Origin of the sequence: Krasilnikovia sp. MM14-A1259 (assembly GCF_047159535.1) — a bacterium.
Classification (GTDB): Bacteria; Actinomycetota; Actinomycetes; order Mycobacteriales; family Micromonosporaceae; genus Actinoplanes.
Window position 1 is genome coordinate 117624 of record NZ_BAAGAJ010000002.1, and the last position, 20071, is coordinate 137694.

A 20071-nucleotide genomic window follows, 5' to 3' on the forward strand; every position below is an offset into this window, starting at 1 on the left:
TTATCCCTTCGGCGTGGTCGGGAGCAGTGCGACGGTGCCGTCGAACTGCCAGAGCGGATTCGGTGCATCCCCGGTCGCGGTGCGGACCAGGAAGTACCCGTTCACCTCCTTCGGCCCGTCACCATCGGCCGTGTACCGCCCGTCCGGGGCGATGTCGAGCTGGTAGGTGGCCGACCCCACGGCCGCGATACCGGGCAGGTGCCAGGAGACGACGCACCGCCAGTCGTTGCCCGCTCCCTGAGGGGCGAGCCGGCCGCCGCCCTTCGTACACGCCGCGGTGGCCTGCAACTGCGCCTCCGTGACGTCCGGCCGGTGCAGCTGCGCGGTCTGCCGCCGGTACAGGTGGCCGAAGGCCGTGGCGACCGCACGCTGCACCTTGTCCTGATCGATCCCGGAGCCCGTGGCGCCGGTTCCCGCGGCAGCGACCGCCACCGTCACGGCCAGCAACCCGGCCAGTGGCAGGAGACCGGCGGTGAGCGCACGGCGAGGCGAGCCGTCGAACGACAGGTCGGTGAAGTCGCGCCGCACGAACAGCCGGTACGCCAGCGCCGTCGCGGCCACCACCCACACCAGGCTGACCACGACGCCGATCAGCAGCGGGCCGAGCTGCCCCGGGCTGGTGAACAGCCCGTTCCAGGCGGTGAAGGCGTAGCCGGGCAGTGCCAGACGTACGGGGACGGGCAGCGGCAGCAGCTGGGCGAGCTGCAACGCCAGCGCGACGAAGACGGGCAGCAGCAGACCCATCGGGGACCGCCCCAACGCGACGGACCCGAGCAGCCCGATCGCGGCGAGCGCCAGCGTCGGGGCCAGCACGCACATCCAAGCAAGCAGCACCTTGCCCGCGGCGTCGGCCGGCGCCAGCTCGTGGCCGTCGAGACCGACGAGCGGCTGGTCGCCGACCGCCATGGCTCCGCCGGTCACGCTGGACACGGCCAGCCCGGCGGTCAGCAGCAGGATCACGGTCGCGCCGGCCAGGGACTTCGCCGCGAAGATCCGCCGCGGCGACCGGACCGCCACGAGCAGGTGACGCCAGGTGCCGAGCCGGTCCTCGATCGCGAACACGTCGCCGGCCACCACCGAGGTCATCAGCGGCAGCGCCCAGGTGCCCGCGAAACCGAGCACCACCAGCGGGCCGGCCCATCCGGTCGCGTGCATCCACCGGCCGAACAGGGTGTCGACGGGAAGCGTGCTCTGCCGGCTCACCGCCACGACGAACAGTGCCGGCGCGAGCCAGCAGGCCAGGGCCAGCAGTCGGATCCGCCACTGGGCGAGCAGCTTGACCAGCTCGAACCGGTAGCCACGGACCACCGGGACACGCCGTCCCACCACCGCGTGCGAGACGGTCGCGGTCACCGGCCGGCGCCCGTCTGCCTGTCAAGGGCGAGTTCCTGCTGCGCGGTGAGAGCGACGAACGCGGCCTCCAGCGGCGACATCACCGGTGCGAGCTCGCGCACGGCGATACCGGAATGGACCAGCCGGACCACCAGCTCGTCGAGGGCAGGCACCAGCGCGCTTACGACGATCACCTCGCCGTCGTCATGGCCGCCGACCACACCGATCCCGGTGATGTCGGCGACGATGCGACGGGCGGCCGGCGGATCGGAGGCGACCACCCGGTAGTCGAGCGCACCGTTCTCCGAGACCAGCTTGCTCAGCGGACCGGAGAAGACGGCCCGTCCGGTGACGAGGATGGTGACCTCGTGACACAGCGCCTCGACATCGTCCATGCGATGGCTCGACAACACGACGCCGGCTCCGCCGTTCGCCAGCCGCGACAGAACACTGTGGATGAGCCTCTTGCCGACCGGGTCGAGACCATTGGACGGTTCGTCGAGTACGAGCAGGCGGGGCCTGGTGAGCAGGGCGGCGGCGAGGCCGAGTCGCTGGCGCATGCCGAGGGAGAATCCCTGCGCCCGGTCGTCGGCGACGTCGGCGAGGCCGACCTCGTCGAGCGCCTCGTCGATCCGCGCCGCTGCCCCGCCGAGGCCGCGCAGCGAGGCCAGCGCGGCGAGGTTCTGCCGGGCGGTGAGCCAGGGATACAGCCCGGGACCGTCCACGAACCCGGCGACCCCCTCCGGTGCGTCGAGGGCCCGCCGGACCGGCGTACCCAAGATCTCCAGACGACCGGTGTCGGCGACGGCCAGGCCCAGCAGCAGGCCCAGCAGCGTCGTCTTGCCGGCACCGTTCGGCCCGACCAGGCCGTGGATCTGCCCCTGCGCCACGTCCAGGTCGACACCGTCGAGCGCGACGATCTCGCCGAAACATTTCGTGATCCCGCGCGCCCGCACTGCCAGTCGATGGGTGTTCACAGTGCCCTGCCTTCATCAATTTCGATGAACGTAGGAAAGGTGTACGACGCGGATGGGGGCCGTTTGTTGAATGCACAGGAAACGGCAGGCGACAGAAATCTTATTGTTCTCGATGGGTGTGTCGGATCACCACATTGTCGCGCCGATGTCAGATCGTCCCGGACGGATGATGCGGCGCCGCGACCGTGACGCGACCTTGGGTGCAACGGCCCCGACGTCCGGTGAAGGAGATCCACCGTGTACACGTTCGACGCCAGCGTTTCCAGCGCGGTGAGCGCCGCGGACGGCCGACGGGCCGCTGCGGCCGGACCGCTGTCGCCGCAAGGGCTGGACCGGATACAGCGATTCTGGGACGCCGCCAACTACCTGACCGTCGCGCAGATCTACCTGCAGGACAACCCGCTGCTGCGGGAACCGCTGCGTCCCGAGCACGTCAAGCCTCGACTGCTCGGCCACTGGGGCACCTCACCGGGGCTGAGCCTGATCTACGTCCACCTGAACCGTCTGATCACTGAACGTGACGCCGACGTGATCTACCTGGCCGGCCCCGGTCACGGCGGCCCGGCCCTGGTCGGCCTCGCCTATCTCGAAGGCACGTACACGGAGGTGTATCCGGAGGTCACCCGGGACGCGGGCGGCATGCGCCTGCTGTGCCGCCGATTCTCCACTCCGGGCGGCGTTCCCAGCCATGTCAGCGTGCAGACGCCGGGCTCGATCCACGAGGGCGGCGAGCTGGGGTACGTGCTGTCGCACGCGTTCGGCGCCGCGTTCGACAATCCGGAGCTCGTCGTGGCCGCGGTCGTCGGCGACGGCGAAGCGGAGTCCGGTCCGCTCGCCGGGGCGTGGCGCGGCACCGCCTTCCTCAACCCGGTCCGCGACGGGGCGGTCCTGCCGATCCTGCACCTCAACGGCTACAAGATCAGCGGACCGGCGATCCTGGGCCGCGAATCCGACGACACCATCCGCGCCTTCCTGCAGGGCAACGGCTACGAAGCGCACTTCGTCGCGGGCGACGACCCGGCGCAGGTGCACCAGGCGTTCGCCGCCACGCTGGACGCCTGCTACGACCGGATCCGTACGATCCAGGACTCGGCGCGCCGCCTCGGCCTGCGCGAACGCCCACGCTGGCCGGCCATCGTGCTGCGCACGCCCAAGGGCTGGACCGGGCCGAAGGAGGTGGACGGGCGGCCCGCCGCGGGCACGTTCCGGTCGCACCAGGTGCCGATGACGGACACCCGGACGAACCCGGCCCACCTTGCGCTGCTGGAGCAGTGGCTACGCTCGTACCGGCCGGAGCGGTTGTTCGACGACGGCGGCCGGCTGATCCCCGAACTGGCCGGCCTCGCACCCCACGGCGACCGGCGGATGAGCGCCAACCCGCACACCAACGGCGGCCGGGTCCTCGTCGACCTGGACATTCCGAACTTCCGCGACTACGCGATCGACGTGGACCCCAAACAGCCCGCGGTGATCCGGCAGGAATCCACGCGCCAGCTCGGCAAGATGCTGCGCGACATCTACGCCCGCAACGCCGGCGCGGCGAACTTCCGCCTGTTCTGCCCCGACGAGACGAACTCGAACCGCCTCGGCAACGTCTTCGAGGTCGAGAACCGTTGCTTCGTCGGGCCCACCCTCGACATCGACGACCACCTGTCACCGGACGGGCGGGTCATGGAGGTGCTCAGCGAGCATCTCTGCGAGGGCTGGCTGGAGGCTTACACGCTGACCGGCCGGCACGGCCTGTTCGCCACGTACGAGGCGTTCGCGATGGTGGCCGCCTCGATGGTCGTCCAGCACGCCAAGTGGCTGCAGGAGGCGGTGAACCTGCCGTGGCGTGCACCGGTCCCGTCGTTGAACATCCTGCTCACCTCGACCTGCTGGCGTAACGACCACAACGGTTTCAGCCACCAGGGACCCGGCCTGATCGACGTCATGCTCTCCAAGCGGGGCACGGTGACGCGGATCTACCTGCCGCCGGACGCCAACTGCCTGCTCTCGGTCGCGGACCACTGCCTGCGCAGCCGCAACTACGTGAACCTCATCGTGCAGGACAAGCAGCCGCAACTGCAGTACCTGGACATGGATCAGGCCATTGAGCACTGCGCGAAAGGCGCGTCGATCTGGCACCGGGCGAGCAACGACGACGGCGCCGAACCGGACGTCGTGCTGGGGTGCGCGGGCGACATCCCCACCATGGAGACGGTGGCCGCCGCGGCCTATCTTCGCAAGCATGTGCCGGATCTGCGGGTCCGGGTGGTCAACGTGGTCAACCTGATGCGCCTGTTCCCGGCCCAGCTGCATCCGCACGGCAGCACCGAGCAGGAGTTCGTGGAGTGGTTCACCGCCGACAAGCCGGTCGTCTTCGCGTTCCACGGCTACCAGCGGGCCATCCACGAAATCGTGCACGGCCAGCCCGATGTCGACCGCATTCACGTACGCGGGTTCAACGAGCAGGGCACCACCACCACGCCGTTCCAGATGGTCGCGATGAACGAGATGAGCCGTTTCCACCTGGCCGCGGAGGCGATCCGCCGTACGCCGCGGCTGCGCGATCGCGCCGCGCCCCTGCTTGCCGAGTGCGACGCCCGGATCGCCGGGGCCGCCGCCTACGCCCGCGAGCATTTCGAGGACCAGCCGGAGATCCGCGACTGGACCTGGACGGAGTGACCGTGATTCCCGCCATCGATGAAACGATCCGGATCGCGGCGGTGCTGGCCGACGTGGACGGCACCCTGGTCACGAAGCAGAAGACGCTGACCTCACGCACCATCGACGTGGTACGGCGGCTCGACGAACGGGGTGTGCTGTTCGCGATCACCAGCGGGCGGCCACCGCGCGGCATGCGCATGCTCGTCGAACCGCTGGGCATGCACATGCCGATGGCGGCGTTCAACGGCGGGGTGATCATGTTGCCGGACATGACGGTCTTCGACGAGCGCGACATCCCGGCGGACGTCGCATCCGGGGTGATCGAGACCTGCCGGGCGCATGGCCTCCACGTGTGGATCTACACCGCCACCGAGTGGTACGTGACGGACGCGCACGCCCCGCACGTGGACCGCGAGGCCCGGACATGCCGGTTCCCGCCCACGGTCGTGCCGAACTACGACCCGTTCCTCGACCGCATCGTCAAGATCGTCGGGGTCAGTGACGATCACGACCTGGTGGCGCGCGCTGAGCTCGCCGTACAGCTGGAGTTCGACGCCCTGGTCTCGGCCGCGCGTTCCCAGCCCCACTACCTGGACGTCACGCACCCGACGGCCAACAAGGGCGTCGTCGTCGACCGGCTGTCGTTCCGGTTCAAGGTGCCGCGGGAACAGATCGCCACGTTCGGCGACCAGCCCAACGACGTGCTGATGTTTCGGCGCAGCGGCATCAGCATCGCCATGGGCAACGCGAGCGAGGAAGTGCGGCGGCACGCCACCCATGTCACGGCATCGAACGAACAGGACGGCTTCGCCGACGCGGTCGAACGGTACGTCCTGCCCAGGGCAGTCCCCGCACCCGTCTGATCAGGGGGAGGTGCGGGTCAGCCGGTCGGCGACGATGCCCGCGGGTTCGTCCGCGAGGACGATCGTGTAGTGGTTGGTGCCGGGAACGACTTCCGCCCGGAGCCCCGCCATCCGCGCCCAGTGCTGCACGACGGGTTCGGGCATCATTCCGGGTTCCCGATCGAGCGCGTCACGCGGTGCGTACAGCAGGCTCGTCGGCACCATCAACCGCAGCAGATCGTTGCCGAACAACGCGGCGTTGGCGATGACGTCGCGGCCGTCGCCGACGGCCGCGTCCGGGTTCACCCGGGATCGGATCGCGCCCGGTTCGCCGGTAGCGTCGTACCGGACGTACGCCTCCAGGTCACCGTTCCATCCGGCCGACAGTGCGGGGTGGGCGCGGAAGCTCGCCACGTAGCTTTCCGTGGATTCGAAGGTCCGCCGAAGCCTGGCCATCGCAGGGCCGACCGTGGCCTGAAGGAGCTGGTCCGGATCGACGTGGGCGGGGACCGGCAGCGGCAGGCCGCCGTCGATGAGCACGAGACGTTCGACGAAATCCGGGAGGGCGACGGCGGAGCGCAGCGCGACGTACGCGCCCATCGAGTGCCCGGTGAGGACAACGGGAGTGCCGAGCTGACGAACCACCGTGCACACGTCAGCCGCATGGGCGTCGATGCCGTACGGACCGGGCAGCATGTCGCTACCGCCGCGGCCACGCAGGTCGAGTGCGACGAGGCTCCAGTCGGCCGGCAGGTGCCGCGCGATCGGGCGGAACTGCATGCCGGAGGCGGTGATGCCGTGCACGGCGAGCACGAGCCGCGCGCCCGTGCCGAAGCGCAGCGCGTTCAGGTCACCGCCGGTGACTCTGAACGTGAGGGTCTGCATGGCCGGATCAACCTCCCGTGGCAGGTGCGGACACCGCGCCGGCGACCCGCAATGCGTACCGCACGAACGCGTCGGCGATCTGGTCGCGGGTGTAGGGCTGATCCGGACCGAACCAGGAGGCGACGCGGATGCCCATGCTGCTGATCGCGACCTGCGTCAAGGTGACGTCGTCGGTGTCGAACACCTTCTGACGCACGCCGGCCTCCAGTACCTGCCGCGCGAGATCGCGGCTCTGCTCGCGCACGGCCAGGGCAGGCGCGGCGCACTCGCGGCTCAGCGCGTGCGTCTCCTGGTTGGCGACCAGCGCCAGCAAGGGGAAGTCCGCATGCACCAGGACCTGGGTACGCACCAGCGCGGCCAGCTGACGCACCGGATCGGTGCCCGCCTCCGCCAGCGCCTCCTGCAATTGTTTGTGCAACTGTTCGTGACCAAGCAGAACCAGCTCGGCGAGGATCTGTTCCTTGGACGGGTAGTGCGAGTACAACGTCGCGGAGTTGATGCCCACCCCGGCGGCGATGTCGCGGATCGACGTGCCGTGATAGCCGAACTCGGCGAACAGCTTCAGCGCGGAGTGCAGGATGCGCCCGCGCGTACCCGGCGGGGTCGTACCGTCCGGCAGTCGGACCGCGACCGCGTTGAGCCGTCGGGGATCCCAGCCCGGTTGCGCCACCAGACCCACCTCCATGTTGCAAAAGTGCGAACAACTCGTTGACACGTCGGGTGTGGACACCGCATAGTGACCGCCATCACTTCCTGCCAACCAATCGATTGGCAGGCTAGCAGAGAGGATCCCCTCGTGTCTGCACCGTCCACAGGCCGCCTCTCCCCACGTTCGGACCGCCCCGCCGGCCGCCGGCACCCGCTGCCGCCATGCCCCAACGCTCGTCAACGGGTCGGTCGGCGCGCCCTGGCCGCGCTCATCGCCGGTGTTCTCGGCCTGATGGCTGGCCCGGTGGGCGCCGTACCGGCCCAGGCCGCGGCGCACTCAGGTCGGGCGCAAGGCGCACCAGGCCTGCCCCGGCTCACCATCACCGCCTCGTACGTCACCGGCATCTCGTCCGGTGGCTACATGGCCTCGCAACTACAGGTCGCGTACTCCGGCATCTTCCGGGGCGCCGGGACGTTCGGCGCCGGGCCGTACTACTGCGGCAACGGCAACATCCTGCTCCTGGCGACCCAATGCGGCACTGACCTGACCGGGCTGGACGTCACGGCCCTGGAGGACACGGCCGGCCGGTGGGGCGCCGAGGGCAAGATCGATCCACTGGGCAACCTGGCCCGCATACCGGTCTACGTCTACCACGGCACCCTCGACCCATTGATCTCCCGGCACGTCAGCGACGCCGGTGTCGAGTTCTACCGGCACTTCGGAGCCGACGTCCGGTATCACGCAAGCGACCTGGCAGGCCACGGGTGGCCCAGCCCGCTGGGCATCCTGCCGTGCCCCCTGACCGCGTACCCGTTCCTGATCGACTGTGGCAACGACCCGGAAGGCGAGATGCTGACCCACTGGCTCGGCCACGTCAACCCGGCCAACCGCGGCCCGCTCGCGAGCACGGTCACCCACTTCGACCAGGACCGCTACGTTCCCGGCGGCTCCGCCCAGTGGTACAGCATGGCGTCCGACGCCCTGGCGTACATCCCGCCGGCCTGTGCGGCGGGCCGCCCGTGCAAGCTCGTTGTCGCGCTGCACGGCTGCGTGAGCGACACGACCTTCGTGGGCGAGATGTTCCCGAAATACTCTTATCTGGACAACTATGCCGACACGAACAACCTGGTGATCCTCTATCCCCAGACCTCGATCAGTCTGCTCCGCGGCAATCCGCTGGGGTGCTGGGACTGGTGGGGGTTCACCGGGGCGGAATTCGCCACCAGGAACGGGCCACAGATGCAGGCCATCGTGAACATGGTGCACGCTCTGGGCGGATGATCCACCGAATTGCCCGCGACGGCCACCACGTGCGCTGGTGTTGTCGGCCCCGCGTGGCCGGTGGGAGCGTGCGGTGGCTCCGGCGGGCATGGCGGTGCCCGCCGGAGCCACCCGTTCAGGCCGGCGGCGTGTAGGTCGGGACGTTCGCGTCGATGATGTGCTGGTGGAACTGGAAAACGTCGGGGTCTTCAGGATCGACGGTGACGCTGACCCAGTGGTTCTGGTACTCGCCGAACGTGGTGACACGGGTGAAGTTCTCGACGACGTTCGCCCCGGCCGCCCCGGCGGCGTTCGTGGTGGCGTAGTCCGTGAGCGGCTTGTCCACCTCGAAGCTGTGGCTGTCGCCGTTGACCAGCACGACCGGCCCGTCGAAGGCGACGGTCTGCGTGAACAGCTCCTTCTTGGTGTCAGCAAAATGGGTCACGGTCGCGCCGGGGTCCCACATGTCGGCCTGGATGACGACCATGACGCCGCGCGAGTGATCAGCCTTCGCGGCGGCGAACCCGTCACGGAGCCACTGCAGATTCGCGGCGTTGCGCGCCGCGTACTCGGCCTGTGCCTCGGCGGCCGGGCCGTCCTTGCCGCCGAGGGAGAAGTTGTTGTCGCTGCCGGGAATGTTCAGTCCGATGTAGGTGACCGGTCCTTTGCGCCAGCGGACGTTCTCCGGGTACTGGGCGCTCTGGCGGGTCAGCTTGATAGTCCTCCGACCGAGGCTGCGGTCGGTCGGGTAGAACAGGCTCCGCTCGTACGCGAGCCGGTCGTTGGAGTCCGAGACCTTGCCGCCCTGGATGGTGGTGCGGTCGCAGTCGGTCCACTCGTTGTCGCCGGGGACCACAACGACGGGGTCTTTCAGGGTTGCCCACTTCGCGAGCGCGTACTTGTAGATGTCCGGGTGGGTCGCGTCCGCGACCGCGTTCTCCGGCGTGGGGTTGGCCGGGTCGCTGGGGTGCGGGTCGGCGTAGCAGGGCTCGCTGCCGTTCTTGGCGTCGCCGTCGAAGACGCTGAACGCCAGATCGTGCTCGTTCATGTCCGCCAGGACGGCGGGGTAGTGGTCGCGGCCGTACGCCGCGTACGGCATGTCACCGAAGAGCCCGACCTCGTAGGTGTCGCCGGAATCGTCGTCCTGGCCTCGGATATGGTTTGCGGCCGCGACGCCGGGGACCATCAGGGTCGCGGCGGCCGCGATGGCGGCAAGTGATTTGCGCATGGCGGCACGGTGGTCGACGTCGACAAACCCGTGGTTCCACTGAGGTGCATGGCGGGTAAACAACGACGTCAACCACGATCATGTAGCCGTTCGGGGGACGCCGATCGGGATTGCGCCACCGAGTATCGGTCGTGTGCGCGCCAAGTGACGCTACCGGACGGCCCGGATTTGTTGTATTGCGAAGCCTGCCGGCCGGCTCTGTGTGGATCCTCAGGCGGCGACTTGGTCGCGGCCGCAGCGCTTTGCCTGGTAGAGGTTGGCGTCGGCGGTGTCGACGAGTTCGTGGGCAGGCGTGCCGGGAGTGTGGTTGGCGACGCCGACGCTGATGCTGACCCGTAGTCCGGGCAGGTCGTCGTAGGTGGTGGCGCTGATGCTGGCGCGGATGCGTTCGGCGACGTGGCGGGCGCCGGCGGGGTCGGTGCGGAGAAAGACGACGAATTCGTCGCCGGCGTAGCGGATCGGAACGTCGTCGGCGCGGCAGTTGGCGCGCAGGATCGCGGCGATGTCGCGCAGGACGGCGTCGCCGGCGCTGTGCGAATAGCTGTCGTTGATGGCTTTGAACTTGTCGACATCGATGAAGAGCAGTGCGGTGGGTGTCGGCATGTGGCCGGTGTCGAGGTCGGTGAGGAGCTGGTCGAAGCGGCGCCGGTTGCCGAGGCCGGTGAGGGGGTCGTGCAGGGAGGCGGCTTCGGCGGCGCGACGGGCCTGCTCCTGTTCCTCGCGGTGGCGGGCCTGCCTGAGCATGGCGAGGCGTTGCAGGCGGAGATGCCAGAGTCGGTGGGTCTGTCGTTCGATCACGTGCCGCAGGTCGCGGCTGGCGTGTTCACCGACTTCGTCGGCCGCGAGTCGGGCCAGTTCGTGGTCGACGATGAGGCCCAGGGTGTCGGATCCGCTGACCTCGACGATCTCGGCGGCCGCGACCATCTCCCGCCGGGCGGCGGTCAGGTCACCGCAGTCGCGCAGCGCGAGGCCCAGCGCCAGGTGTGCGGGCCAGGCTGCGTGCGGGTCGCCGTCGCGGCGCAACGGGAGCACGACGTCGGTGGCGAGTTGCCGCGCCCGGTCCAGCTCGCCGAGCTTGGCCAGCGCCAAGGCGTGCAGCGCGACAAACGGCATGGCCACTTCCTGGTCGCCGCGGCACGCGTACGCCTCAGCCCAGCGCGCGAAGCTGGCGGCGGCGGTCCGGATCCGTGACCTGGCCTGCTGGTGGTCGCCGAGTTGGTCGAGCCGCAGCCCCCACCGCAGCAGCATCTCGGCGTAGATGAGTTCGATGCTGGCGGACATCTCGACCCGCTCCGGCACCATCCAGCGCATCAGCTGCTCGTAGGTGGCGTGCGCCGTCTCGTAGAGGTCCGCTCCGGTGGCGGCGCGCACCAGGGACCCCATCGCCGCCACGTACCGCTCGTTGCGCACGGTGGTCTGCTCCAGCAGCAGGCCCGCCCGGGCCAGGTGGCTCATCGCCTCGCCGACCCGGTCCACGCGCAGGAACAGGTCGGCCAGATCGGCGAGCGTCTTGGCCACGGCGATCGTGGAACCGGTGGATTCGTGATGGCTCAGCAGCTGCTCGCCGACCACGGTGGCTTCCGGGAACCGGCCCAGGTACACGTACGCGTACAGGCGGCATTGCAGCAGGAACCCGGTGGTCTTGGTGTCGCCGAACGCCCGGGCCATCGGTTCGAAGATCGCCAGGGCGTCCAGCGCCTCGGGCACCCGGCCACTCTGCGACAGCAGGTGGACCTGTTCGGCCAGGCGGTCCAGCGGGCCGTAGGCGGACATCGGGACAGGCAGCAGCGCCTCATCCGCCCGGTCGCCCACCGCCGCCTCCGTACCCGTCAGGGCGGCGTCAACGTACGCGGCCCATGCTCCTGTTCGGCCGGATTCTGTCTGTTCTGAGCGATTGTCGTATCGCCGTTCGTCCTGTGATGCCCTATGCAGCCGGGCAGGCCGTATCGACGAGAATGCGGGCGGCGGCCTTGGCGGCGGCGGGGGTGGCCGGGTCGGCGTCGAGCACTCCGGCGGCGAGGCCGCCGTCGAGCAGCAGGCTCAGCTGGCGGGCCAGGTCGTCGGGGGCGGCGGCGCCCGCGCGGCGTGCCAGATCGGCCATCCAGGCGCGCACGACCGTCTTGTGTTCGACGGTACGGGCGTGCACCTCGCTGCCGTCCGCGCGCTCGGCGGCGGTGTTGATGAAGGCGCAGCCGTGGTAGCCCTCGCGACGACAGGCGGATTCGAGCGCGTCGAACATGGCCACCATTTGTTCGCGGGGGTCGTCGCCGGACGCGCGGGCGGCTGCTCGCAGCTGGCCGAACCAGGCTTGGTCGGCCCGGTCGAGGTAGGCCAGCACGAGATCGTCCTTGCGGGGGAAGTGCTTGTAGAGCGTCGCCTTGGCGACTCCTGACTCGGCGATGACCGTGTCGACGCCGACGCCGCGGGGGCCGTGCGCGTAGAACAACTGGAACGCCGTGTCGAGGATTCGTTCGCGTGCGGGTTGCCGCACGCCGTCCGCTGCTGCCGCCATGGCGTTCTCCTCTCCGTCCGCCCAAGCCTACAGACAAGTCTGTTACCAGCGGTTTCTGTGTCCCTGATGACTCATGCCGTCAGCCAGCTGGCGGGTAGACAGACCTGTCTGTTAGCCTCCGTCTCAAGTACCCCACTTCAAGGAGCAACCATGAAGATCGCTGTTCTGGGCACCGGCATGGTCGGCCGGGCCATTGCCGCGCGGCTGGCCGAGCTCGGCAACGACGTGACCGTCGGCACCCGTGACGTGGCCGCCACGCTGGCACGCACCGAGCCCGACGGGATGGGCAACCCGCCGTTCTCCGCGTGGGCCGCCGCGCACCCGGCCGTCACGCCGGCCGCCTTCGCCGACGCGGCGGCCGAGGCCGAGCTGGTCATCAGCGCCACCTCGGGTGCCGCGTCGCTCGACGCCCTGCACGCCGCAGGCGCCGGGAATCTGGCCGGCAAAGTCGTCCTGGACATCGCCAACCCCCTGGACTTCTCACACGGCGTGCCGCCGACCCTGTTCGTCAAGGACACCGACTCGCTCGGTGAGCAGATCCAGCGCACTTTCCCGGACGCACGAGTGGTCAAGACGCTGAACACCATGAACGCCGCACTGATGGCGAACCCACGCCAGCTGGCCGACGGAGACCACACGGCCTTCGTCTCCGGGAACGACAGTGCGGCTAAGAAGGTCGCCACCGAGCTGCTCGCCTCGCTCGGCCACCGGGACATCATCGATCTCGGTGACATCACCACAGCCCGGGGCACCGAGATGTTGCTGTCCGTGTGGCTGCGGCTGTTCAGCGCCCTGGGCACCCCGAACTTCAACTTCAAGATCGTTCGGTGAGCGCGGTAGCGCGTACCTATGGGGCGGTCGTGGGGTGCCAGCCGGCTACCTCGGCCGCTGCCGCCTGACGCCGGACACAAGCCGGAGCGGTTGAGCGCCGGGGCCACGCTTTTGCGCGAGCGCCCCGGCGCCGGGCGTGGATCAGCTGGTCGGCAGGGCTGCTCGGTGCGCCGCCCGACGTGCCGGGACCGGCAGCCAGCGGACCAGTTCGGCGGTGCGCGGGTTGGAGCCGTACACCAGCAAGGTGAGGAAGATGCCGTAGACCGGCAGGTGGCCGAGCATCTCGGTACCGCCGAACAGCAGCAGGGTGGCATTGAACGGGATGCCGGCGACCAGCACCGCGACCTGCGGCAGGGCACCCGAGATGACCAGCAGGCCGAAGAGCAGCTCGGTGGCGCCGGCAACCGCGACGAAGGTGTCCGCGGGAACGTGGATGCCGACCAAGGCGAACACGTCGAGCTGCGGGAACAGCCGCAGGGTCTCGCGGGCCAGCGCCGGATTGGCCAGCTTCTCCGCGAACGCCAAGGTGATCAGCGCACCGCCCGCCCCGAGGCGCAGCGCCAGCAGCGCCCGCCGCAGCGCTTCGGCGCTCGGTTCGACCCGGCCGAACGCGGCGTCTGAAGGCGGCACGAACGCGAGGAAGACAGCGACGCCGAGCAGGTCCATCGCTGAGAGCAGACCCACCGGTCCGGTGACGAGCAGGGCGAGCGGGCCGCCCAGGGCCAGCGCGATCGCGGCCGGGCGCAGCCGTACGCCCGTGATGAACCAGACCCCGAGCGCGCCTTCCACCAACAGCAGCGCGGAGCCCCCGACGAGGTGCTCGACCTCCAGGTCGTGGGTGAGGAAGTGCCCCGTGACCGCGGCCGCGAGCAGGGACACCCCGAGGTGCACGGCCAGCAGCCTCGGCACGTACGGCACCAGCCGGCCGAGCGGGTGCAGCACCCGCAGCTCCGGGGTGGGCAGGAACTTCCGGGCCGCCCATCGCCAGCCGGCGGCCGCCGCCACCACAGCGATGATCAGGGTCAGCGTCAGTGGACGCCACACGAACGCCCACTCGGTCGGGTAGCTGTCGGGGCCGGGCACGAACCACTTCTCGTGCGCGGCCGCCGGGGCGGGAATCGACAGCAGCGCTGCGGCAGTGGCGACGACCGCACCGCTGCGTACCCAGGTGGCCTGCACCATGCTCACTTCCGTTCGATGATCGCGATTCTGGCACCCCTTCCTACGGCAGCCCATCGCCACGGTCGAGAGATCGGGGCCGAGTCGGGACCATGGTCCCGGGCGTCCGGGACCTGCGCCCGGGCAGCCAGTGCACGCCAGCCGACGGCTGTGGATTCATCCGGACGTCCGTGGTCAAAGGGTGTGTTGAGCCTGCTGCTGGCAGCGCCAGCCGCCAGGACTGCCGGGTGCCGCTGATCGATGGTGAAGCCAGAGTTCGGCTTGAGGTGAGGTTGAGGTTTGCCGTCGATTGTTGGTGGTGTAAGCCACTGCTGTACCGCTCCACGACGGGACCGTCACGAGCCGCCCCTCTCAACTGCCTTCGGGGTAGCGCCGCTCATTACGGCCCATCAAAAGCCACACGGGGTGGACTGCGCCGCACCGGACGGGCCGAGGCCCGCGAGCGCGGCGCCTGGCAGTGGCCATGCCACGACCGCCCGGCACGCGCCGGGCGGTCGTGGCATGACAGCGTCCGCTGGTTCGGGTTGGTCAGTCCACGCGCACTGGCGTCCGTCCGCGATGATCAAGATGTGAGCACTCCGCGCGTCTACCGGCACCGGCCGTTCCTGGCCGCCTGCGCGGCGTGCCTGGTCTTCGACACCGTTGGAATCGGTCAGCTCCTCACCTGGGCTGCCCACCACCCCGACCTCGACTCCGTCCTGCGAGCCGCGCTGGGCATCCTGCTCCTTCTGGCGTTCGCGGCCTTCCTGGTGCTCAGCTGGCGGGTCCGCACGATCGTCGACGACACCGGCATCACCCAGCACTGGATTACCCGCAGCTACCGAATGCCCTACGCCGAGATCACCGCGATCGAGCAGGAACACGTTTGGCAACGCTGGTTCCTGCGCGTGCGCTGCGGCGAGAAGACCTTCGAGATCATCCCGTGCCACACCGTGCTCTCCCACGCTTTCAGCGGCGCCATCGGGCCACCTCGGGCACTGCTGGCCGCGCGCGACGACATCGAGCGGAGCAACGCGGGCACGGCCGCGAGCCCGGTGGCGCACGGCTGACCAGGCAAGCCCCCGGCCGCCGACGATCACTGTCTGTCGAGGCCGTGGTCAGGGGATGAAGCGCACCTCGGTGAAGGCCGGGTTCGGGCCGTCGAGCAGGGGCTGCCGCCGCAGGTGAAATCCCTGGCGTGCGCCGGCCTGGGTCAAGCACACTCTGACCATGCCCGATGCAACCCTCACCGTCACCGATTTGATGGCTGCTCTTGCGCAGGGCCAGCGGATCAAATTCTTGTTCTTCTGGGGCCACCAGCCCGAACGTGACGGCAGCATCGGCGGAGGATGCTTGAGCCAATGGTGGCCTGCACCGTTCACCCTCGACGGGCATTCGTTCGCCACCGCGGAGCACTACATGATGTGGCGCAAGGCCACCCTGTTCGGTGACGACGCCATGGCCCAGCGGATTCTCGCTGCGCCACACCCGCACGCGGCCAAGGCACTCGGCAGCCGAGTCACCGGATTCGACGAAAAAACGTGGGCCGAGCAACGATTCCCGATCGTGATGGCCGGCAACCTGGCCAAGTTCGGTCAGCACGCCCCATTGAGGGCGTTCCTGATCGGCACCGGCCCGCGGGTTCTTGTCGAGGCCAGCCCGGTGGACCGGATCTGGGGGATCGGCCTCACCCGCGACGACCCCGCAGCCACTGATCCATCCCAGTGGCAGGGTCAGAACCTTCTCGGATTCGCGTTGATGCATGTTCGTGACGTCCTGGACAACAAGTCGCAGCCACGGTGAGCGCCGGACGCCACGGATTCGCCGCTGTCATCGCGGGCTGTGGCACGGTTGTCACGCTCGGTCGGGTTCAGTCCACTCGGACCAGTGCCGCCGTCGCGTTGTCGTCGCCGATCTGGAGGCTGTCGCTGAGCAGGGTCTGCACCGCCGTTTGCGGGCTGTTCGCTTCGTCCTTGAGCACCTGGCTCAGACGTTCGTATCTCACCTGGTCGGAGATCCCGTCGGTGCACAGCAGAAACAGGTCACCGGAGCGCAGGCCGACATTGACCAGATCCGGTTCCGGCGCATCAGGATGCCCGACGTACCGGGTCAGCTGATAGCGGGCCGCGCGGGCCTGCGGCGAGTCAGGAGTGAACCAGCCGTGCAAGGTGCCGAGCCAGGCGATGGTGTGGTCGACGGTGAGTAGCTCCAGCAGGCCGTCGCGGAGTCGGTAGGCCCGCGAGTCGCCCAACTGCACTAGCCAGGCCGCGCAGTCATCCGCGGCCGGATCGGCGACGAAGGCCGTGAGCGTGCACCCGGTCAGATCGGGCAGGCCGTGACCTGCCCTGCGTACCGCCTGCTGGACGTCGGCCACCGCGGCGCGCAGCGCTGCCGGCCCGCCGGCGGACACGGCGTGCCGGACGAAGACGTCCACTGCGGTACGTCCGGCCGCCCGGCTGCCGGGACCGTCGCCCATCCCGTCCGCCACTACCGCGAGCGGTCGAGTGCCGTCCAGGTGTACCACGTCATAGTTGTCGCGATACCGGTTGCCGACGACGCTCCCGGCAGCGGCGGTCAACCGTTGACCCCCGACCACCCACGTCACCGTGTTGATCTCCACCTGAATCGCCTCCGTTCGCCAGGCTAGCGCCGCGGCTCCCACCGGACGGAGAGGACCTGCACTGCGGCCAAGGCCCGCTCGGGTTCCATCCACAGAAGCTTCTGGAGGGTCTGCGGCGGCCTCGTCGAACAGATCGGTGGACCCTCCACGTGATGGATGAACCAGGACGAGGTGCTCACGATGGACGCCACCCGCATTTCGGTGGAGGAGCAGTCGCTGCTGCCTATGCGCTGCCCGACTCCCCGAAACCTTAAAACCCGCGAATTCGCATCGCATTCGCATCCGAATCGCATTTGCGCCAATCAATGGACGCTCCACTGTGGCTGCGCACCTGATCGGAACCAGCGCGACCGAGGTAACCGGGCTTGCCCACACCGGCGATGACCTCGTGGAGGCGGTCTGCTGGGAGGACGGCTGGGAGGTCCGGCGCCACGTGGCACGGGGGGCACCTCTGAGGGCTGCGCGTACCGTTAGGTGTCATGCGCCGCTGGATCGCCCCCGCCGTCATCGCACTGACCGGCGCTGTGCTCGCCGCCGTCGCCGACTCCGTGACCGCACTGGTCGTCTGCCTACTCGGAGCGGTCCTCGTTTCCCCTCTGGTGTTCCCGTTCCCGCTGACCGATGCGATGGCCCGGGACCGCAGCGCGAAGGACGGCCGCGCAATCATCTACTGGCGTCCCGGCTGCCCGTTCTGCCTGCGCCTCCGCTTCGCTCTGCTGGGTCGCCGTGCTCACTGGGTGGACATCTGGCGTGACCCGGGGGCGGCGGCAGCGGTCCGGGCGGTCGCGGATGGCAACGAAACGGTCCCGACGGTCATCCTGGCGGGCGCCGCGTACGTGAACCCGGACCCGCGCTGGCTGCGCGGTGCTCTAGCGTACTGACGACTTTCCCGGGGGCCGATTCCGGGAGTCGGGAAGCCCGCCTGTCAGTGCCTGACCGGCTCGCTATTTCCCGGGCCGTCTCTGCCCTGAATTCTCCTACCGTGACCCGCCGTCTTCCCTGCTCACGCGGAATGGACTAAGGCAGGTCCGTCCTCCACAACGGACTCCTGTTCTTGAGAACCTGCGCCTCGGCGAACCGAGTTCGTCTGGGAATTGGACGGCCGCCGCCGTCCGGCCATAGGGCTCTGGACCGTTCGGGCGCACGGCTCCCGCCGGGAGCGCATCCGGCCCGAATCAGGCGACGGCGATTCTGCCTCGGCGGTCCTCGACGGCGAAATCCCGGCGGGCACAACGCGAGCCTCGGCACCGTCGGCCACGACGCACATCTGCTCACGTCCGCGGGGGCCGCAACCCCACCCGCTGTCCGGGACGGTCGTGGTCATGTGAAGGCGTGAGCGCCCGCACGGGTGCGTCGCCACTCAAGTACCCGCGAGACGCGCCGATCGGTCTGTGCGGAGTGCGCCGTCCAGGGGCGGGCACTGGACGGGGCGGGAGTGACAATCGTGACGGGTGACGGCGCGGCGGAAGACCTGGCAGCTCAACTCAGCGCGATGGAGCACCGGTCCCGCTATGACGGCAATCTTGCGGAGACCCTCGCGGCGGCTCGCCGGATTGAAGCGGCGGCCCGTCGACTGGGCCGGACCGACCTGCAGATGCGTGGCCAACTGGTGCAGGGTGACGTGCTCGGCCGTAGGGGCCAGACCCCGGCCAGCGGCCGCATCTTCCGTAAGGTCAACCGCTGGGCGATCGCGCGGGGCGACACGCACCTGCTGGCACTCAGCCACCGCCGGCTGTCGCTGTTCTTCGGGCAGCTCGGCGACTTCCCGCTGGCGCTGGAACACGCAGTTAAGAGCATGGAGGCGATCGAGGCCCTGGGCGACCAGGCCGTCGACGTTCTGCGGTTCCGGTGCACGATGACGTTGGCGGACGCGCTTGCCGACAGCGGAGACGTGCCGTCCGCGCGCATGCGGTACGCAGACGCCCAGGCCCTGGTCGCGGCGACCGACCGGGTCCGGGACCGGATCCTGGTGTGGAACAACATCGCCTACACCGAATACGAGGCTGGCGACACCGACGCCGCGCTGCGCGCCGTCGACGCCGTGCGGAGTCTCGCCGCGGAGCACCGGCTCAGCCTCGACTACAACAGTCTCGACACCGCGGCGCGGGTGTGGCTGCAAGTCGGCCGGTACGCCGACGCGGTGGAGGTGCTGCAGCCGGTCCTCGACGACGCCTACGCGCGGCAGCACGAGGAGATCGACTCCCGAGCCGACGGCCTTCTGACCTTGACTGAGGCCTACCGGGGGCTGGGTGACCTCGACGCGGCACGAGCGACGCTGACGGTCTGCCGGCAGCTGTGCCAGCAGCGAGGTCTGGCCGGCGTCCTGGTGCAGACGCAGCGGGAGGAGGCTGAAATCCTCGCCGCTCTGGGGCTGCTCGCCGAGGCGTTCGCCTGCTTCAAGGCGTACCACGCCGCCGCGATGGCGCAGTACTCCGCCGAGCGCGACGCGCGTGCCCAGACGATGCAGGCGATCTACGAAGCGAACGAGGCCCGCCGTGCGGGGCGGCGCGCCCTCGCGCAGGCCCTGAGCGATCCGCTCACCGGCCTGTACAACCGCCGCTTCGTCGACGCCGAGCTGCCCCTGCTACTCGATGGCGCCACCGCCAGCCGGACCCTGCTGTCGGTGGCGCTGGTCGACCTCGACCACTTCAAGAGGATCAACGACACGTGTTCGCACGAGGTCGGTGACAAGGTACTCCAGGTGGTGTCCGCGCTGCTGGCCGATGTCGTCGGCCAGCCCACGGACGGCCTCGCCCCGCTGGCGGGACGTCGCTCGTCGACCGGCTTCGCCGCCCGCCTGGGTGGCGAAGAGTTCCTGCTCGTGCTACCAGGCACCGACGCCGACCGGGCCTTCGCCCGGCTGGAGGAACTTCGCCGGGCCGTGCGGGAGTACGACTGGCGCCCGATCACCGGAGCGGTGCCGGTGAGCGCGAGCATCGGCGTGACCACCAGCCGGGCCGGTGATGGCCAGGCGAGCCTGCTGCGACGCGCCGACGCGAACCTCTACCTCGCCAAGGGCTCCGGGCGCGATCGTACGATCGCCGACTCGGATCAGTGCGCCGCGCCGAGCGGCGCTGCGGGTGGTGACGGCGAGCCGACCCACCTCTGAGGTGCGCCTCGGGACCGGC

At 69.6% G+C, this 20071-nt stretch carries 17 protein-coding genes; 8 read left to right on the forward strand and 9 right to left on the reverse strand.

Annotation, left to right across the window (positions count from 1 at the left end):
• Positions 1-1353: an ABC transporter permease gene (locus ACMCNK_RS00960; RefSeq protein WP_412734455.1), complete on the reverse strand. Its 1353-nt coding sequence runs from the start codon at positions 1351-1353 to the stop codon at positions 1-3.
• Positions 1350-2309, reverse strand: coding sequence for an ABC transporter ATP-binding protein (locus tag ACMCNK_RS00965; RefSeq protein WP_412734456.1), 960 nt, complete (start codon positions 2307-2309; stop codon positions 1350-1352). The genes ACMCNK_RS00960 and ACMCNK_RS00965 overlap by 4 nt, the downstream gene beginning before the upstream one ends.
• Positions 2310-2579: 270 nt before the next feature.
• Between ACMCNK_RS00965 and ACMCNK_RS00970 the strand changes: the two genes are divergently transcribed.
• Together ACMCNK_RS00970 and ACMCNK_RS00975 are read left to right on the forward strand one after the other, a co-directional pair.
• The gene (locus ACMCNK_RS00970) at positions 2580-4976 is read left to right on the forward strand and encodes a phosphoketolase (RefSeq protein ID WP_412740725.1); all 2397 of its coding nucleotides are present in this window, start codon (positions 2580-2582) and stop codon (positions 4974-4976) included.
• A gap of 2 nt (positions 4977-4978) precedes the next feature.
• Positions 4979-5821, forward strand: coding sequence for a Cof-type HAD-IIB family hydrolase (locus tag ACMCNK_RS00975; RefSeq protein ID WP_412734457.1), 843 nt, complete (start codon positions 4979-4981; stop codon positions 5819-5821).
• Here ACMCNK_RS00975 and ACMCNK_RS00980 read toward each other — a convergent pair whose 3' ends face one another.
• Both ACMCNK_RS00980 and ACMCNK_RS00985 read right to left on the reverse strand, forming a co-directional pair.
• Positions 5822-6685, reverse strand: a complete 864-nt coding sequence (locus ACMCNK_RS00980; RefSeq protein ID WP_412734458.1) for an alpha/beta hydrolase — start codon at positions 6683-6685, stop codon at positions 5822-5824. It lies immediately after the preceding gene.
• A 7-nt stretch (positions 6686-6692) separates the two neighbouring features.
• On the reverse strand, positions 6693-7370 hold the full coding sequence (locus ACMCNK_RS00985; protein WP_412734459.1) for a TetR/AcrR family transcriptional regulator: 678 nt from the start codon (positions 7368-7370) through the stop codon (positions 6693-6695).
• Positions 7371-7625: 255 nt separating this feature from the next.
• On the opposite strand from ACMCNK_RS00985, the gene ACMCNK_RS00990 reads away from it, so the two are divergent.
• Positions 7626-8615, forward strand: a complete 990-nt coding sequence (locus ACMCNK_RS00990; RefSeq protein ID WP_412734460.1) for a poly(3-hydroxybutyrate) depolymerase — start codon at positions 7626-7628, stop codon at positions 8613-8615.
• 115 nt (positions 8616-8730) lie between these two features.
• Here ACMCNK_RS00990 and ACMCNK_RS00995 read toward each other — a convergent pair whose 3' ends face one another.
• The 3 genes from ACMCNK_RS00995 to ACMCNK_RS01005 all read right to left on the reverse strand — a co-directional run bounded on the left by ACMCNK_RS00995 (position 8731) and on the right by ACMCNK_RS01005 (position 12334).
• Positions 8731-9822, reverse strand: a complete 1092-nt coding sequence (locus ACMCNK_RS00995; protein WP_412734461.1) for a hypothetical protein — start codon at positions 9820-9822, stop codon at positions 8731-8733.
• A 210-nt stretch (positions 9823-10032) separates the two neighbouring features.
• Positions 10033-11634, reverse strand: a complete 1602-nt coding sequence (locus ACMCNK_RS01000; RefSeq protein ID WP_412734462.1) for a diguanylate cyclase — start codon at positions 11632-11634, stop codon at positions 10033-10035.
• 112 nt (positions 11635-11746) lie between these two features.
• Positions 11747-12334 carry a TetR/AcrR family transcriptional regulator gene (locus ACMCNK_RS01005; RefSeq protein ID WP_412734463.1) on the reverse strand — a complete coding sequence of 196 codons (588 nt, stop codon included), beginning with the start codon at positions 12332-12334 and terminating at the stop codon, positions 11747-11749.
• 150 nt (positions 12335-12484) lie between these two features.
• On the opposite strand from ACMCNK_RS01005, the gene ACMCNK_RS01010 reads away from it, so the two are divergent.
• Positions 12485-13165 (forward strand): NADPH-dependent F420 reductase, encoded by a 681-nt coding sequence (locus ACMCNK_RS01010; RefSeq protein ID WP_412734464.1) that lies wholly within the window; start codon positions 12485-12487, stop codon positions 13163-13165.
• Positions 13166-13306: 141 nt separating this feature from the next.
• Here the strand turns inward: ACMCNK_RS01010 and ACMCNK_RS01015 are convergent, their stop codons facing one another.
• Entirely contained in the window at positions 13307-14347 is a 1041-nt protein-coding gene (locus ACMCNK_RS01015) for a hypothetical protein (protein WP_412734465.1), read from the reverse strand.
• Between the two features lie 566 nt (positions 14348-14913).
• On the opposite strand from ACMCNK_RS01015, the gene ACMCNK_RS01020 reads away from it, so the two are divergent.
• Entirely contained in the window at positions 14914-15393 is a 480-nt protein-coding gene (locus ACMCNK_RS01020; RefSeq protein WP_412734466.1) for a hypothetical protein, read from the forward strand.
• 160 nt (positions 15394-15553) lie between these two features.
• Entirely contained in the window at positions 15554-16126 is a 573-nt protein-coding gene (locus ACMCNK_RS01025) for an NADAR family protein (protein ID WP_412734467.1), read from the forward strand.
• 67 nt (positions 16127-16193) lie between these two features.
• On the opposite strand, the gene ACMCNK_RS01030 is transcribed toward ACMCNK_RS01025, so the two are convergent.
• Positions 16194-16943 carry a PP2C family protein-serine/threonine phosphatase gene (locus tag ACMCNK_RS01030; RefSeq protein WP_412734468.1) on the reverse strand — a complete coding sequence of 250 codons (750 nt, stop codon included), beginning with the start codon at positions 16941-16943 and terminating at the stop codon, positions 16194-16196.
• A 479-nt stretch (positions 16944-17422) separates the two neighbouring features.
• Between ACMCNK_RS01030 and ACMCNK_RS01035 the strand changes: the two genes are divergently transcribed.
• Entirely contained in the window at positions 17423-17824 is a 402-nt protein-coding gene (locus ACMCNK_RS01035) for a glutaredoxin domain-containing protein (RefSeq protein ID WP_412734469.1), read from the forward strand.
• Between the two features lie 563 nt (positions 17825-18387).
• The gene (locus tag ACMCNK_RS01040; RefSeq protein ID WP_412734470.1) at positions 18388-20052 is read left to right on the forward strand and encodes a diguanylate cyclase; all 1665 of its coding nucleotides are present in this window, start codon (positions 18388-18390) and stop codon (positions 20050-20052) included.
• Positions 20053-20071 lie beyond the last annotated feature (19 nt).

Excerpts from the sequence above, each read along its gene's own strand:
- ACMCNK_RS00980 (WP_412734458.1), bottom strand. The coding sequence starts at position 6,685 with ATGCAGACCCTCACGTTCAGAGTCACCGGCGGTGACCTGAACGCGCTG.
- ACMCNK_RS00985 (WP_412734459.1), bottom strand. The coding sequence starts at position 7,370 with ATGGAGGTGGGTCTGGTGGCGCAACCGGGCTGGGATCCCCGACGGCTC.
- ACMCNK_RS00990 (WP_412734460.1), top strand. The coding sequence starts at position 7,626 with ATGGCTGGCCCGGTGGGCGCCGTACCGGCCCAGGCCGCGGCGCACTCA.
- ACMCNK_RS00995 (WP_412734461.1), bottom strand. The coding sequence starts at position 9,822 with ATGCGCAAATCACTTGCCGCCATCGCGGCCGCCGCGACCCTGATGGTC.
- ACMCNK_RS01005 (WP_412734463.1), bottom strand. The coding sequence starts at position 12,334 with ATGGCGGCAGCAGCGGACGGCGTGCGGCAACCCGCACGCGAACGAATC.
- ACMCNK_RS01010 (WP_412734464.1), top strand. The coding sequence starts at position 12,485 with ATGAAGATCGCTGTTCTGGGCACCGGCATGGTCGGCCGGGCCATTGCC.
- ACMCNK_RS01015 (WP_412734465.1), bottom strand. The coding sequence starts at position 14,347 with ATGGTGCAGGCCACCTGGGTACGCAGCGGTGCGGTCGTCGCCACTGCC.
- ACMCNK_RS01025 (WP_412734467.1), top strand. The coding sequence starts at position 15,554 with ATGCCCGATGCAACCCTCACCGTCACCGATTTGATGGCTGCTCTTGCG.
- ACMCNK_RS01035 (WP_412734469.1), top strand. The coding sequence starts at position 17,423 with ATGCGCCGCTGGATCGCCCCCGCCGTCATCGCACTGACCGGCGCTGTG.